The organism is Pusillimonas noertemannii (genome assembly GCF_003096595.1).
GTDB classification, from domain to species: domain Bacteria; phylum Pseudomonadota; class Gammaproteobacteria; order Burkholderiales; family Burkholderiaceae_B; genus Pusillimonas; species Pusillimonas noertemannii.
The window spans coordinates 47,147-61,904 of sequence record NZ_QEKO01000004.1 but is presented as its reverse complement, the minus strand read 5'-3'; the positions used below and the strand labels follow the sequence as shown (position 1 = coordinate 61,904).

16 protein-coding genes are annotated in these 14,758 nt (G+C 62.4%); 6 read left to right on the top strand and 10 right to left on the bottom strand.

What is annotated here, in order from left to right:
- Positions 1–53 precede the first annotated feature (53 nt).
- A complete protein-coding gene (gene ygfZ / locus C7440_RS13595) occupies positions 54–1,007 on the bottom strand; it encodes a CAF17-like 4Fe-4S cluster assembly/insertion protein YgfZ (RefSeq protein WP_116518943.1) in 954 nt (317 codons plus the stop codon).
- Positions 1,008–1,183: 176 nt separating this feature from the next.
- Between ygfZ and mltG the strand changes: the two genes are divergently transcribed.
- The 5 genes from mltG to C7440_RS13570 all read left to right on the top strand — a co-directional run bounded on the left by mltG (position 1,184) and on the right by C7440_RS13570 (position 5,852).
- Positions 1,184–2,197: an endolytic transglycosylase MltG gene (gene mltG / locus C7440_RS13590; protein ID WP_116518942.1), complete on the top strand. Its 1,014-nt coding sequence runs from the start codon at positions 1,184–1,186 to the stop codon at positions 2,195–2,197.
- Positions 2,198–2,199: 2 nt separating this feature from the next.
- On the top strand, positions 2,200–2,853 hold the full coding sequence (tmk, locus tag C7440_RS13585; protein WP_116518941.1) for a dTMP kinase: 654 nt from the start codon (positions 2,200–2,202) through the stop codon (positions 2,851–2,853).
- Positions 2,850–3,920: a DNA polymerase III subunit delta' gene (gene holB, locus C7440_RS13580; protein WP_116518940.1), complete on the top strand. Its 1,071-nt coding sequence runs from the start codon at positions 2,850–2,852 to the stop codon at positions 3,918–3,920. The genes tmk and holB overlap by 4 nt, the downstream gene beginning before the upstream one ends.
- A 2-nt stretch (positions 3,921–3,922) precedes the next feature.
- A complete protein-coding gene (locus C7440_RS13575) occupies positions 3,923–4,693 on the top strand; it encodes a TatD family hydrolase (RefSeq protein ID WP_116518939.1) in 771 nt (256 codons plus the stop codon).
- Positions 4,694–5,036: 343 nt separating this feature from the next.
- Positions 5,037–5,852 carry an ankyrin repeat domain-containing protein gene (locus tag C7440_RS13570; protein WP_243410918.1) on the top strand — a complete coding sequence of 272 codons (816 nt, stop codon included), beginning with the start codon at positions 5,037–5,039 and terminating at the stop codon, positions 5,850–5,852.
- Here the strand turns inward: C7440_RS13570 and C7440_RS13565 are convergent.
- From C7440_RS13565 to C7440_RS13540, 6 genes are all read right to left on the bottom strand, one after another.
- A complete protein-coding gene (locus tag C7440_RS13565; RefSeq protein ID WP_116518937.1) occupies positions 5,849–7,111 on the bottom strand; it encodes an NAD(P)/FAD-dependent oxidoreductase in 1,263 nt (420 codons plus the stop codon). The genes C7440_RS13570 and C7440_RS13565 overlap by 4 nt on opposite strands.
- A 78-nt stretch (positions 7,112–7,189) precedes the next feature.
- Positions 7,190–7,936, bottom strand: a complete 747-nt coding sequence (locus C7440_RS13560) for an ABC transporter ATP-binding protein (RefSeq protein ID WP_017523463.1) — start codon at positions 7,934–7,936, stop codon at positions 7,190–7,192.
- The gene (locus tag C7440_RS13555) at positions 7,926–8,678 is read right to left on the bottom strand and encodes an ABC transporter ATP-binding protein (protein WP_116518936.1); all 753 of its coding nucleotides are present in this window, start codon (positions 8,676–8,678) and stop codon (positions 7,926–7,928) included. The genes C7440_RS13560 and C7440_RS13555 overlap by 11 nt, the downstream gene beginning before the upstream one ends.
- Entirely contained in the window at positions 8,671–9,744 is a 1,074-nt protein-coding gene (locus C7440_RS13550; protein ID WP_116518935.1) for a branched-chain amino acid ABC transporter permease, read from the bottom strand. The genes C7440_RS13555 and C7440_RS13550 overlap by 8 nt, the downstream gene beginning before the upstream one ends.
- Positions 9,745–9,748: 4 nt before the next feature.
- Positions 9,749–10,669, bottom strand: a complete 921-nt coding sequence (locus tag C7440_RS13545; protein ID WP_017523466.1) for a branched-chain amino acid ABC transporter permease — start codon at positions 10,667–10,669, stop codon at positions 9,749–9,751.
- Between the two features lie 19 nt (positions 10,670–10,688).
- On the bottom strand, positions 10,689–11,879 hold the full coding sequence (locus C7440_RS13540; RefSeq protein WP_116518934.1) for an ABC transporter substrate-binding protein: 1,191 nt from the start codon (positions 11,877–11,879) through the stop codon (positions 10,689–10,691).
- Positions 11,880–12,063: 184 nt separating this feature from the next.
- Between C7440_RS13540 and C7440_RS13535 the strand changes: the two genes are divergently transcribed.
- Entirely contained in the window at positions 12,064–12,564 is a 501-nt protein-coding gene (locus C7440_RS13535) for an RrF2 family transcriptional regulator (RefSeq protein WP_026067747.1), read from the top strand.
- On the opposite strand, the gene C7440_RS13530 is transcribed toward C7440_RS13535, so the two are convergent.
- The 3 genes from C7440_RS13530 to C7440_RS13520 are packed head-to-tail and all read right to left on the bottom strand — an operon-like array spanning position 12,551 to position 14,579.
- Positions 12,551–13,357, bottom strand: coding sequence for an RsiV family protein (locus C7440_RS13530; protein ID WP_116518933.1), 807 nt, complete (start codon positions 13,355–13,357; stop codon positions 12,551–12,553). The two genes, C7440_RS13535 and C7440_RS13530, sit on opposite strands and share 14 nt — an antisense overlap.
- A 12-nt stretch (positions 13,358–13,369) precedes the next feature.
- On the bottom strand, positions 13,370–14,068 hold the full coding sequence (locus C7440_RS13525; RefSeq protein ID WP_116518932.1) for a glutathione binding-like protein: 699 nt from the start codon (positions 14,066–14,068) through the stop codon (positions 13,370–13,372).
- A gap of 28 nt (positions 14,069–14,096) precedes the next feature.
- Positions 14,097–14,579, bottom strand: a complete 483-nt coding sequence (locus C7440_RS13520; protein WP_116518931.1) for a glutathione peroxidase — start codon at positions 14,577–14,579, stop codon at positions 14,097–14,099.
- Between the last annotated feature and the right edge of the window lie 179 nt (positions 14,580–14,758).

Here is a 14,758-nt window from a genome sequence, read left to right as displayed (position 1 = left end):
GCCCTGGGTGTGGCAGCGGGCGCGCAGGCAAACTACGCCCGGGCGCCCCATATTCAACCAGCCTCGACGCTGTCGATGTGATAGGGCAGGGGCTGAATGCCGATGTGGGGGCCCTGTATGGAGCCCAGCCGATATTCGGCCGTGCCCAGGTCGGCCAGGTGGACCTCGAGCAGCAGATGGGTTTCGCCGTCGCCAGAGGCGGCATTGACGACCCGGCCGCTGGGCGATTCGGGCCGCGCCGCGTCGAAGATGTCGCTGCCTGCGAGCGAATCGGCGGGCCCGCCCGGCTGCGCAATGCCGTAGGCCATGCGGCGCTTGATGGTGCCCCGGTAATGGCTGCGGGCCACCACTTCCTGGCCGGGATAGCAGCCTTTGGTGAAATTGACGCCTTCGATCAGGTCGAGATTGAGCGTTTGCGGAATGAAGACGTCTTGGGTGGCGGCTTGTATCCAGGGCAGGCCGGCGGCAATGTCGGCAGCCTGCCATGCCGCGAGGCGGCTGGCGTCGTGGTCTTCCGTGGGCGGGTTCTGGCCGTCAAGCAGCCACCAGCGCCGCGGGCCGGCTTCGGCGCGCGGGGCGGCTATCCAGGTTCCCTGGTCTGTCTGCGCCACGCTGAAGGGCGCGTCGTCGACCGGAGGAGCGAAGGGCAGGGAGGCGGCCTGTTGGCCGGCCGCAAGCTGCACGCCCCATACCGCAATGGGTTCGACCGTGAGCTTGGCCTTGGCCCGCAAAATGAACATCGACAGCCGCTTGGCCAGGGCCTGGGCGATGTCAGCCTTGACCAGCGCGACGAAATCTTCTGGTTGCGCCGGGTCGCGGCAGATGACGAGGGTGCCCAGCAGGCGGCCCTTGGGCGTGCAGTAGCCCGCCAGCCGGGCCTGGCCGGGGGGCAGGCCGGTAATGTCCTGGGTAAGCTGGCCATGCAGGAAGGCAGCCGCATCGGCGCCCGAGGCGCGCAGAACGGAAAGGTCAGCAAGGGGAACCGCAAAGGAAGGGGAATTATTCATGGGTGCGACGGGTCTGAAAGCAGGTAAAGCGTACGACTTCGGCGGGCTGGATCCAGAGCTTGCCCGGCACGGAAATGCGCACTGGCTGGAACTACACCGTTTATGATAACGATAATCCCCTACCATGCCGGACAGGCGCCGGCGGGTCAAGGGCCATGGGCTAAACTTTTGAATCAATGAAACGCAGAATCGGCATTTTTCTTCTCTATTTCCTGCTTTTTGCCGCGCTTGCCGGGCTTGCCGCCAGCGCGGGGGCCTGGTATTGGGCCACGCAGCGGGCCGTGCCCATGGGCGCCGAGCGGGCCGACTACCTGGTCGAGCCGGGAAGCTCCCCCTATGGTGCGGCGCGAGCCATGAACGAAGCCGGCATCGCGGTCGACCAGCGAGCCTTTGTCGCCCTTGCCCGGCTGACAAAACTCGATCGGCAACTCAAGGCGGGCGCTTACGAGGCGAAAAAGGGCGACACGCCCTGGCAGCTTCTCGAACGCATGGCCCAGGGCGACATGACCCTGACCCGGCTTACCCTGGTCGAGGGCTGGACCTACCAGCAGATACGCGCCGCCTTGCGCGCCAGCCCCGACGTCAAGCAGACGCTCGACGGGGTCTCCGACCAAGAACTCATGCAGCGCCTGGGCAGCGAACAGATGCGCCCAGAAGGGCTTTTCTACCCCGATACCTATGTCTTTACCCCGGGCACCAGCGACTTCGACATACTGCGGCGCGCCTATCATGCACAGGAGCAGCAACTGGACAAGCTGTGGGCCGAGCGCGACCCCGACCTGCCGCTATCCAGCCCCTACGAAGCCCTGATACTGGCCTCCATCGTCGAGAAAGAAACCGGCCACGGCTCCGATCGGGCCCGCGTGGCCGGGGTCTTCGTCAACCGCCTGCGCATCAAGATGCCGCTGCAGACCGACCCCACCGTCATCTACGGCATGGGCGAGGCTTACGAGGGCCGGATCCGCAAGCGCGACCTGCAGACCGACACGCCCTGGAACACGTATACGCGGGGCGGCCTGCCGCCCACGCCGATCTCGAGCAGCGGGCTGGCTTCGCTGCATGCCGCGCTCAACCCTGAAGAACACAAATACCTGTATTTTGTGTCCCGGGGAGACGGCACCAGCGAATTCTCCGAAACCTTGCTGGCGCACAATCGCGCCGTATCCAAATACATACTGGGACGACGTTGAGCATGACTACTCCACGTGGCTGTTTCCTTACGCTGGAAGGGCTGGACGGGGCCGGAAAAAGCACCCATGTGCTCGGTCTGGTCGAACACCTGCGCGGCCGGGGGCTGGACGTCGTCTGCACCCGCGAACCGGGCGGCACCGAAATGGGCGAGGCCCTGCGCCAGATCGTTCTGTCGCGGCCCATGCAGCTCGAGACCGAGCTGTTGCTGATGTTCGCCGCGCGGTGCGAGCACCTGCGCACGGTGATCGAGCCTGCGCTTCGGGCCGGCAAGTGGGTGGTGTGCGACCGCTTCACCGATGCCAGCTATGCCTACCAGGGCGGCGGGCGGGGTCTGGGGGCCGAACGCGTCGGCGCGCTCGAGCAATGGGTGCACCCGCATTTGCAGCCCGACCGCACCTGGCTTTTCGACGTGCCGCTGGCCACCGCCCGCGAACGCCTGGCGCGCAGCCGCGATCTCGACCGCTTCGAGCAAGAGGGCGCCGACTTCTTCGAACGCACCCGCGCCGCCTACCACGAGCGGGCCCGGCTGCATCCGGACCGTTTCCGCGTGCTCGACTCCAGCCGCGACATCGAAGAGGTAAGGGCCGAGCTCATTGCACAGGCCATGGAACTTGAGCAGGCCTGGCGCGAAGGGCGGGCCGGAGAGAAAGCATGAGCGCGCCGCCCGGCTTCCTGCCCTGGCAGCAAGATACCGCCGGGGCATGGCTGCAAAACCGCGAACGGTTTGCGCACGCCTGGCTCATTCATGGCCTGGCTGGCATAGGCAAGCACCGTTTTGCCCTGGCTGCGGCGGCCAGCCTGCTTTGCGAGTCGCCCCGGCAGGGCGTTGCCTGCGGGCATTGCCAGGCATGCACGTGGGTGGCCTCGGGCAATCATCCCGACCTGCGCCGGATACGGCCCGACGCCGTCGCGGCCCAAGAGGGCGAGGACGCCGCCGATGACGCCGTGGAGCCGGCGGGCGGTACGGCACGCAAGGCGCCTTCGCGAGACATCCGCGTCGAGCAGTTGCGGGCGCTGCACGATTGGTTCAATACCGCCACGCACCGGGGCGGCTGGCGCGTGGCGGTGCTGTATCCGGCCGAGGCGCTGAACATCATTTCAGCCAATGCCTTGCTCAAGGTGCTCGAAGAGCCGCCCGCGCATACGGTGTTCCTGCTTACCGCCGATGCGCCCGACCGCCTGCTGCCGACCCTGGTGTCGCGCTGCCGGCGCCTGCCACTGCCCGTGCCCACGCCGGCGCAGTGCCTGCCCTGGCTGCAAGAACAAGGTCTGGCCGACCCCAAGCCTTGGCTGGCGGTGGCCGGCGGCGCGCCGCTGCTTGCTCTTGAAAAGGCGCAGGGCGACGACAGCGAGGCCTGCCCGGCCTGGCTCAGGCAAATGCTTTCACCCCTGGCCAAGGGCGGCGAACCGGACATCGGCCCGCTGGCCGACCAGCTTGAAAAGCAGGCGCCGGCCATATGGATCGACGCCCTGCAGCGCTTGTTCGTCGATCTTTCCCTGGCTGCTTTCCAGGCCCCCGTCCGCTATTTCCCCGGCGAGCAGGCCGGGCTGGCGGCCATTGCGCAGCGCGCCGCCCCGGAACGGCTGGCCGATGCGGCCAAGTGGCTTGCGTCGCAGCGTGCCGTGGCCAATCACCCGCTCAATGCAAAGCTGTTCACGCATGCCGCGTTGCAGCGCGTGGTCCAGGCCTGCGGCCCGGCACCTTCCACAGAAACGGTTTGAACATGTACGTAGACTCGCATTGCCATCTCGATTTTCCCGAACTGGCTGAAAACCTGCCCGACATCCTCGAGAACATGAAGCGCAACCAGGTGGGCCATGCCCTGGTCGTCAGCGTCAACATGCCCCAATGGCCCGGCCTGATGGACGTCGTGGCGCCGCATTCCCACCTGTATGCCTCGGTGGGAGTGCACCCCGACTACGAGGACACGCCCGAGCCCACGCCCGAACAACTGGCCGAGATGGCCCGGCATCCCAAGGTGGTCGCCATCGGCGAAACGGGGCTGGATTACTTTCGCCTCGCCGAGCCGCTGGAATGGCAGCGCGAACGTTTTCGCACGCACATCCGCGCCAGCCGCCAAAGCGGACTGCCGCTCATCATCCATACGCGTTCGGCCAGCGAGGACACCCTGCGCATCATGCGCGAAGAGGGCGCCGAAGAATTCGGCGGCGTCATGCACTGCTTCACCGAATCGTGGGAAGTGGCGCAGGCGGCCATGCAAATGAACTTCTATATTTCTTTGTCGGGCATCGTCACCTTCAAGAAGGCGACCGATCTGCAAGACTTGGCCACCCGCGTGCCGATGGATCGCCTGCTGATCGAAACCGATTCGCCTTTCCTGGCCCCCGTGCCGCATCGCGGCAAAACCAATGATCCCTCCAAGGTCATCCACGTGGCCGAGAAGATCGCTGAACTGCGAGGTGTGCCTGTGGCTGATGTGGCCCGGCAGACTACTGATAATTTCTTCAATCTTTTCAGTAAGATAGAAAGATAATTATATAAATTGGTTTAAGTTTACTGCGGATATCGTGGCGCAGATGCAGGCGCGCGGCGTGCCGGGTTGTAAGATGTGGTTTGCGGCTTGGGTTTCGAGTGCGAAGGGGTTGAGGCCATGTGGCCGGGAAGCCGGCATTAAGCCATGTGCCCGGATGATTGACAGCCGTGAAGTGTCTCCCCAAGTAAGGTATTTAAAGTAATTTCCTTAAAGTAAATTGTTTAAAGTATTTTATTTAAAGTAAATTACTAAAATATTCAATTAACCTATTGATTTAATTGAAATGAATAATTCACTCAAAACGATTTTCGCCGCAATAATCCTGGCTTTTTCGACCCAGGCCATGGCTGCTTCAGCCGACTGGTGGGTAGACATCACCAATGACCGGGTCGACCAGATCAAATCGCAGCTGGCCATGGGCGAAGACCCGAATGCGGTCAGCAAAGAGGGCCAGCCCTCTATCATGCAAGCCATACAGGACGGCGCCTGGGACGTCTACGATTTGCTGGTGCGGCATCGCAACATCAATGTGAACGCGGTGAACGCCCACGATGAAACCCCCTTGATGTACCTGGCCGTCGTCGGCCAGACCAAGCGCGCGGCAGCCCTCATCAAGAAGGGGGCCGAAGTCAACCGCCTGGGCTGGACGCCGCTGCACTACGCGGCGTCGAAGGGGCACGCGGACACGGTCAAACTGCTGCTGGCCAACAAGGCCATGGTGAACGCCCCGTCGCCCGATGGCACGTCGCCCCTGATGATGGCCGCCTACGCGGGCAGCGAGGAAGTAGTGCGTATATTGTTGAACGCCGGGGCCGACGTGACGGCCCGCAATCTGCGCGGGGAAGACGCGGCTGTGTGGGCCCGGCGCAAGCACGAAGCCCGTCTTGCCGCCCAATTGGATGAGCTGACGCAGAAAACACTCAAGCAGCGAGGGGTAGCCAGCCGCGGCGGCGCCGCGGCTGCTTCCGCATCGGCTTCGCAGCCCTCGGGCCGCGTACAGCCCAACGACGCCGCGAAAGCGCCTTTGCCGAGCGGCGGGCAGGGCGGCAACCGGCAGCAAGGCAATGCGCAGGCCGCCGGCTCCGCCCAAGAGGATTCGGGCTCGACCTCTCGTTACTTCGATCTGGATCGATTCGAGCGGGACGACGACCGGTTCTAAGCGCCCAGCACCGTCTGGCTGTCCGCATCGGCCAGCTTCACGTCGGGCGGCCTTTGTACCTGGGGAGCCGCCGATGCGAGAATCTCTGCGCGATTTCCGCTTAGCGGCGGATAGATCCTGCGGCAATTGATGGTCTGCTTGGTGTTTTTCGCCGTTTCGCCAGAAGCAATCACCTGGCGATCCCAGCCAGTGGTGTACACCGCGCCCCAGGGCCCCAGGTCCAGAACAGTGGTGTACCAATCGATGTGCAGCGGCAGCATGGGCTTGCCCAGCAGATCGGCAGCCACGTTGTGCCCGGCATACCGACCCATGGGCCGGCCGTGCTGGCACGACATCACCGTGGTGTGGGGGTCATCCAGCATGGACCAGGCCGCATCGCCCGCGGCAAAGACGTTTTGCAGCCCCTTGACCCGCATGAACTCATCGACGGCGATGCGTCCCAGGCGGTCTTTTTCCACGGGAAGCAATTTTCCGAGCTCATTGGCCTGCATGCCTGCGCACCAGACGATGGTGGGCGTGGGGATTCTTTCGCCGCTGGCCAGGGTGGCGCCTGTGGCATCGACGGAGGTAATGGTGACATCTGTGCGGGTTTCCACGGCAAGCGCCGCCATGGCCTGCTCGATGACGGCCATGGCTTGCTCGCCCATGTCCGATCCGATGGACGAATTGGAGTCGGCCAGAATCACGCGTATGGGCTCGTCGCCATGGTGCGCCGCCCGTATGGCCTCGAGCCGGCCGGGAAGCTCCGAAGCCAGTTCTATGCCGGTCAGCCCGGCGCCCACGACCAGTACCGTGTACTTGTCGCGATTGTCACGCTGCGAATCGGGCAGGCCGGCAAGATGCTGCTCAAGCCGCTTGGCGGCCCGGTAGGTGTCGATATCGAATGAGTGCTCGGCCAGTCCCGGAATGGAGGGGCGCCGCAATTGGCTGCCCAGGGCATAGACGAGGCGGTCGTAGGCCAGGTATTGGCGGCCCTCGGGAGTATCGACCGTAACCGCTTGCCCGCTTGCATCGATGTCGCTGACGGTGCCTTGCACATGACGAACCCCGATGGGGTCAAGCACCTTGGCCAGCGGGATGACGGTGGATTCCAGGTCTTCCTCGTAATTGCGGACCCGGATGCTGTGGAAATCGTTTTGATCCACGACGGTTATGCCGACCTCTTCGGCCGCTACACCCAGTTCATCCAGTTTCCTTGCCGCCCCGATTGCACTCCACAGGCCTCCAAAACCACTGCCGACAACCACGATGTTCTTCATTTGGACAACTCCTTTGAGATTGTTGCTTGCACAGCCCCCGATGCCGGATGCGGCCGGCCCGGGCAGATGTTGTTTCGCCTACATGCCGATGTAGTGGTGAACGAGATCCGGATTGGCATGCAGTTCTTCCGAGGCGCCGCTCCATACCACGACACCTTTTTCCAGGATGTAATGCCTGTCTGCCACGCGCATGAGCGCCGACAGGTTCTTGTCGATGACCAGCAGCGCCAGGCCGCGGCTTTTCAACAGCACGATGCAGCGCCAGATGTCCTTGCGAACAATGGGGGCCAGGCCTTCGGTCGCCTCGTCCAGGATGAGGAGCTCTGGATTGGTCATGAGCGCGCGCCCGATGGCCAGCATTTGCTGCTCGCCGCCCGAAAGATTGCATCCCAGGTGATGTTCGCGTTCTTGCAGGCGCGGAAACAGGGCATAGATGTCGCCCAGCGACCATGCGGGACCGGCGCGGCCTGATTGCCGGGCGGTCGCCACCAGGTTTTCCCGGACGGACAGGTTGGGGAATACGCGCCTGCCTTCGGGCACCAGTCCAATGCCGGCGTGCGCGATCTGGTGGGGCCTGAGCCGGTTCAGGCTGGAGCCGCGCAGCTTGACGTGTCCTTGCATGCAGGGCTGCAGGCCCATGATGGTTTTGACGGTTGTTGATTTCCCCATGCCGTTTCGTCCCAGCAGGGCAACACATTGGCCGGCCTCGATTTCCAGGTTGACGCCGAACAGCACCTTGCTGTCGCCGTAGGAAGTTTCGACGCTGTTCAATTGCAATAGCGGCGGTTGCGGCGCGGCAGCGGGCCTGGCCTGTTCAGAATTCATCGTCGTCTCCGAGATAGGCGTTCCGGACTTCCGGGTTCTCTTGTATTTGCTGCGGGGTGCCGCAGGCAATGGCCGAGCCATACAGCAGCACGCTTATGCGGTCGGCCAGGGCGAAGACGGCGTCCATGTCGTGCTCGACGAGCACGATGCTGTAGTCGCCCTTCAGGCGCTGCAGAAGCTCCACCAGGCGTGCGGACTCTTGCTTGCTCATTCCCGCCATGGGTTCATCAAGCAGCAGAACCCGGGGCCGCATGCCGAGCGTCATGGCGATTTCCAGTTGCCGCATCTCTCCGTAGCCCAGCGACCCTGCGCGGCGATGGGCCGATTGCACCAGGTCGACTTCATGCAGGGCCTGATAGGCGGGCTCGTAAAGCGCTTTGTCGCTGCGCACCGGCGACCAGAACCTGAAGCTGGAGCCGAGGCGGGCCTGAACCGCGAGCATGACGTTTTCCAGGACAGAGAAATCCTTGAATATCGACGTGATCTGATAAGAGCGGCCAATGCCGAGCAGGGCGCGCGCGTCGACCGTCTCGCGGGTGATATCCATGCCGTCGAAGACGATTCGCCCCCGGTCGGGCAAGACTTCTCCGGTAAGCTGGTGGATGAAGGTTGTCTTTCCCGCGCCGTTGGGGCCGATGACGCCGTGCAGCTCGCCCTCCATCAGCGTCAGGTTCAGGTCGTTGGTCGCCTTGAGGGCGCCATAGTGCTTTACCAGCTTGTTCACCTGCAGGATTTCAGTCATGGCGCGCTCCCTTTGCCGTGAACGAACCATATAGGCCGCGCCTCAGGAACAGGACGACAAGTACGATGAATACCCCGAAGAAGCCGAGCCAGTGCGTGGTGATGAGCTCCGTCGCGTTGCCCAGGTCGATGGGCATGGTGGACAGGAACTCTTCGAGCCCCACGAAAGCGATGGCGCCTATCAACGGACCCAGCAGCGTTCCGAGGCCGCCCAGCACGCACATCAGTATCAGATCGCCCGAGAGCGTCCAGCTCATGTAGGAAGGCGCGGCGAACAAGGCGAGATTGGCAAGCAGCACACCGGCCAGCACCGAGATCTGGGCCGAGATGACATAGGCGAACAGCTTGTAGCGGCTGGCCGGGAAGCCCAGGGCGTACATGCGGCGTGTGTTCTGCTTGCAGCCGCGGATCACGGTGCCGAACCGCGAGTGGACGAGCCGATACAGAAGATAGGCCGCCGCCGCGAGTATCGCCAGTACCAGCAGATAGAACTGGTAGGGATTCTCGAGATCCATGCCCGGTAGGGTGCTTCTTGCGGCAATCGGCAAACCGTCGTCCCCGCCATATTGCTTCAGGCTGATGGCAAGGTAATAGAACATCTGCGCGAAGGCCAGCGTGATCATGATGAAGCCCATGCCGTCGACCTTGAGGCAGATGTAGCCGATCAGGTAGGACACGATCGTGCCGACGGCAATGGCCACCGCAAGCTGGGTCAAGGCCGACTCTACGCCATGGGTGGAAAGCATGCCCACGGCGTAGGCGCCGATTCCCAGGTATAGCGCATGCCCGAAACTGACCATGCCGCCGTAGCCGAGAATGAGGTTCAGCCCCATGGCGGCCAGGCCCAGGATCATGGCGCGCGAGACCAGGTCCAGGTAATAGGTGTGGCCCAGGAATAGCGACACCACGGGAACCAGGACAAGAGCGAGGAATATCGCCGTGATGGGCAGCAGTTCGCGAATGCGGCTCGTGTGCAGTGCGTCCGCCGCCCTGGCGATCGTGTCGTGTGGCGGGCGAGCGCCGATGCCGTTCAGCGGCAGTGCCTGACGTGTTTGTTCAGAGAGCATGAGTTCACCCGTTCCTGACTGGAAATAGCCCGTGCGGCCGGATGGCCAGCACAAACGCCATGAGTAGATAGATCAGCATGGAGGCCACGGCGGGGCCCGCCGCCTGGGCCAGGGACTTCGCCAGCAGCTCGTTGAAGGCGGCCGGCATGAAGGCGCGGCCCAGCGTGTCGACCAGGCCGACGATAAGCGCCCCGTAGAACGCCCCGCGTATCGAACCGATGCCGCCCGTGACGATGACGACCAGGGTAAGGATGAGTATGGGCTCGCCCATGCCCGGCTGTACCGACAGGATGGGGCCGGCCATGACGCCGCCGAGCCCGGCCAGGCCCGCTCCCAGCCCGAAGATCAGGGTATTGAGCCTGCGTATATTGGTGCCCATGGCGTCGACCATTTCGGCGTCGGCAGCTCCGGCCCGTATGAGCATGCCGACCCGGGTCTTGTTGATGAGGAGGTACAGCCCAAGCCCGCACAACAGGCCCACGGCGATGATGAAGATGCGGTAAGAGGGGTATTCGAAACCGAAAAATTCCAGGGTGCCGCGCAATGCCTGCGGCGCATTGATATAGATCGGGGCCGATCCCCACAGATAGCGCACGATTTCGTTGAATACCAGGATCAGTCCGAAGGTGGCAAGCACCTGATCCAGGTGCTCTCGAGAGTAAAGCCCCGCCAGCACGACGCGATCCAGGATGATGCCGATCAGGATCGCGGCCGGGACGGCCGCCAGCAGGGCAAGCACGAAGGAGCCGTATGTGTTGAAGACGGCCGCCGCCACGTAGGCTCCCATCATGTACAGCGAGCCATGTGCCAGGTTGACGAAATTCATGATGCCGAAGATAAGTGTCAGTCCCGCCGACAGCAGGAACAGCAGGACACCCAGCTGCACGCCATTGAGAATTTGCGTTGCCAGAAGTTGTAGGTCCATTTCTCAGTACGCCTGTCGTTTATTGCATTGGGCAATCTTGGTGGTAGGCGTCTTGCTGCGCCTTGAGCGGAGTGGCGATTTTCTTGAGGTTGAACCGGCCCTGATCGTCCTTGACGACTTCAAATATGGACAAGTCCTGGATGGGGAAGTTGTTGTTGCCGAACTTGAAGTCGCCGCGCACCGACGGGAAGTCGGCTTGCTTCAGCGCCGCCATGAAGGCGGCCTTGTCTTCGACGTGGCCCTTGACCTTCTTTATGGCCGAATCGAGCAGTTGCGCTCCGTCATAGCTCTGCGCGGCAAAATCAGAGGGGATGCGCTTGTATTCCTTCTCGAACTCGGCCACGAATTTCTTGTTGGCGGCATTGTCAAGGTCGGGCCCCCAGACGGGGCTGGTGACGACGCCCAGGGCGCTGTCGCGCTGGGCGGGAAGATTGATGGCGTCGGTCGTCGAGGTGGACAGGACCGGAATCTTGCCCAACAGGCCGGCCTGCTGGTATTGCCGCAAGAAGTTCACGCCCAGCCCGCCAGGGTAGAAGACATAGACGGCGTCGGGCTGTTCGGAGGCGATCTTGGCCAGTTCGGCCGAGAAGTCCTGTTGATCGAGCGGCGTGTAGATCTCGTCGAGCAGCGGAGCCTGGTAGTAGCGCTTGAAGCCGCTGACAAAGTCGAAACCCGATTGGTAGTTGGGCACCATGGTGATGATTCTTTTGTACCCTTGCGACTTGGCGTAGCTGCCCATGCTCTCGGCCTTCTGGTCATTCTGGTACGAGGTGCTGAAGAAGTAGGGCGAGCACTCCTTGCCGGCTATCTGGCTGGGACCGGCGTTCGTGCCTATCAGGAACACTTCTTTTTTGGTGATCGGCCCATGCACGGCAAGCATCACGTTGGAGAAGGTGACGCCGACGACAATAGGCACGCCGTCTTTGCCGATAAGCCGTTTCGCCTGCTGCACGCCGACTACGGGCTTGATCTGGGCGTCGGCCTTAAGCACGTCCACGGGGCGATTGCCCAGCTTGCCGCCGTTGTTCTTGAGATAAAGCATGAATCCGTCGTACGAGTCCTGCCCCAGGGCGGCCTGGCCGCCGGAAAACACGCCCATGAAGCCGATCTTCAGCTCGTCGCGGTTTTCCTCGGCAGGGGCGGCCTGGACCAGTGCCATGGACAGGCCCAGGCCGGTTGCGACGATTGTTTTCAAGAAATGCTGTCTCATGCTGTCTCCTTGTTCCACCCGAAGGGGCTGCGAACCTTGTATTGATTGTTTGTGGCTGCACTATTTTTAATCTGGATGTTTATTATCTAGATTAATGATTGAATTCTAGGGCGGCGGAGAAAGCTAGTCAACAAAAATCTGGACATATATAATCCAGATTATGAGGTATGAGGATTAAATTATTATGCGGATGAACGAAGGCGTGGAGTGGGGGCTGCACTGTTGCGTGGCGCTGGGATGGATAGGCCAGAACGAAGTCATTTCCACTGCAAAGCTGGCAGCGAAATTCGGCTTGCCGGCGGCGTATCTCAACAAGACATTGCAGGCCCTGGCCCGCGCAGGCATTCTGGTTTCTTCGGCAGGGCCCAAGGGCGGGTTCAGGCTTGCCCGTTCGCCTGACAAAATCACCCTGTTGCAGGTGGTCGATGCAATAGAAGGGCCCGAGGCGGTGTTTCGCTGCACCGAAATCCGCCGTACCGGAGACGGCGCTTCGCCCGCCAGCGAGTGCCGCAGGCCGTGCGCCATAACCTCGGCCATGCGTCGGGCCGAGGCGGCCTGGAGACGCGAGCTATCGATCCAGACCGTGGCAAGCATTATGGACGACGCGCCGCGCACGGCCGCCGAAAGGGCGGTTCGATGGTTCGAAACCATACGAACCGCGCCGGTTGCTTCTAGGCCGGCATGAATTCCGGCTTCAGTATGCCCTGCAGCTCGCCATATGGAATAGTAAGCTCGGGCTGCCCATGCGAATACGGCGCCAGCTGATAAGAATCGTACTTCACCACCAGCCCCGCGTCGGTCAGCGCAAAATTGTCGCTGGGCTGGAAGGGCCAGAGCCGGTCGTAGCCCGCCCGATCGCGCTGCGCGTCGGGGTTCGATGCCAGCCAGCGCCCATGGGCCGCCCGCAGCGCCTGCTCGTACCGATCGTGGACGCCGGGCTGCAGAATGTCGGCCATGCCCAGCACCTTGCCCGAATTATTGTCCCAGTTCAGGAACTGCGTGGCTGAAATGCCATGGGCTGCGCCCGTAAAGTACTGCCAGGTGTTCAGTTCGATTACAGTCAGGTGCTGGTTGCGATAGCGCGCCTTGGCCGAGAACATCGTTGAATCGCGCGGCGCGGCCGTTTGCCAGAAATACTCTTCGTATTGCCGGATGGTGTCATAGGGCTGCGGGTGGTCGGTGCTGGTGCCCGTCATGACCGCCAGCGCGTGGTCGACCAGTTCTGTCAGTATGGGCACCCCCGGAAAGACCAGGGAATCGACCTCGATCTGCGGGCATTCGCCCTTGCAGTCGGGCTTGCTGTGCTTGTACTTGAGCGGCTGCGTGAAAAGGCCTTCTTTGCTGCTTTCCTGGGCGATCTGGTCGGCCGGGATCAGCGTGATGTTGTCGCGCGGACCACTGGCGCAGGCGGCCAGCATGGCGGTGCACACGGCCACGAATGCGGTGCGCAGCGGAAGGCGGGCGAGAATGGGCGGCATATGCGGCATGGCTTAGCGCACCGTCTGGGCGTTCTGGCCGAACAGGATCTTGCGGGCTTCTTCGTCGTGCACGGTGGGCTGGCTATTGACGGTTTTGGCCACTTCGTAGGCGCGGACTGTGGCCGGGCGGGCGGCAATGGCCTCGAACCAGCGCTTCAGGTGGGGAAAGTCGTTGAGGTTCTGGTTTTGCCTTTCGTGGGACACGATCCACGGATAGCACGCCATGTCGGCGATGGAGTATTCGCTTGCGATGAATTCGCGGCCGGCCAGGTGCTTGTTGAGCACGCCGTACAGGCGACCTGTTTCACCCACATAGCGATCGATGGCGTACTGGATTTTTTCGGGCGCATAAGTGCCGAAGTGGTGGTTCTGGCCCGCCATGGGGCCCAGGCCGCCCATTTGCCAGAACAGCCACTGCATTACCTGGGCACGCTCCCGAATGTCGGCGGGCAGGAAGCGGCCGGTTTTTTCGGCCAGGTAGACCAGCATGGCGCCCGATTCGAACATGGCGATGGGTTCGCCGCCGTCGGCCGGCGCGTGGTCGACCATCGCCGGTATGCGGTTGTTGGGCGCGATCTTGAGAAAGTGCGGCTGAAACTGCTCGCCCTTGCTGATGTTGATGGGCAGCACCTTGTAGGGCAGGCCGGCCTCTTCGAGGAACATGGTCATTTTGTGCCCGTTAGGCGTGGTCCAGTAATAAAGATCGATCATGGGTTTCCTTGAGGTTGAAGCTTGGGTTTCAGGCAAGCGCCTTTTCGATGTCGGCGCGCAATTCGTCGGGCGTGGTCGAAGACCCATAGCGCTGTATGACCTGGCCGTCGCGACCGACGAGAAATTTGGTGAAGTTCCACTTGATGGCCTGGGTTCCGAGCACACCGCTTTTTTCTTCTTTGAGCCAGTTGTACAGGGGATGCGCATGCGCGCCGTTGACGTCTATTTTTTCGAACAGCGGGAAGCTGGCCTTGTACACGGTAGAGCAGAATGTAAGGATGTCGACGCTGTTGCCGGGCTCTTGCCCGCCAAACTGGTTGCAGGGAAAGCCAAGCACGGCAAAGCCGCGCGCTTTGTAGTCGTTGTACAGAGACTCGAGGCCCTCGTATTGCGGGGTAAAGCCGCACTTGGAAGCCACGTTGACGACCAGTGCGACCTGGCCCTCGAAGTCTGAAAGGTCGACGGGTTCGCCGGTGATGGACCGGGCCTGAAAGGAATGTAGCGAAGTCATGATGCCCACCGCAAATAAAACACCATAGGCCGGGGCGCCGCGATTTGATTGCGCAGCGCCGACGGAGCCGATTGTTTACTTTAACAGCGGGCAGGGCCGGCGGCAACGTGGCCGCCGCTCGGTGCGATGTTGGATGGGCCCAGAGGGCCGGCTTCTACGGGGCGGCTTGCCGCCAAGCC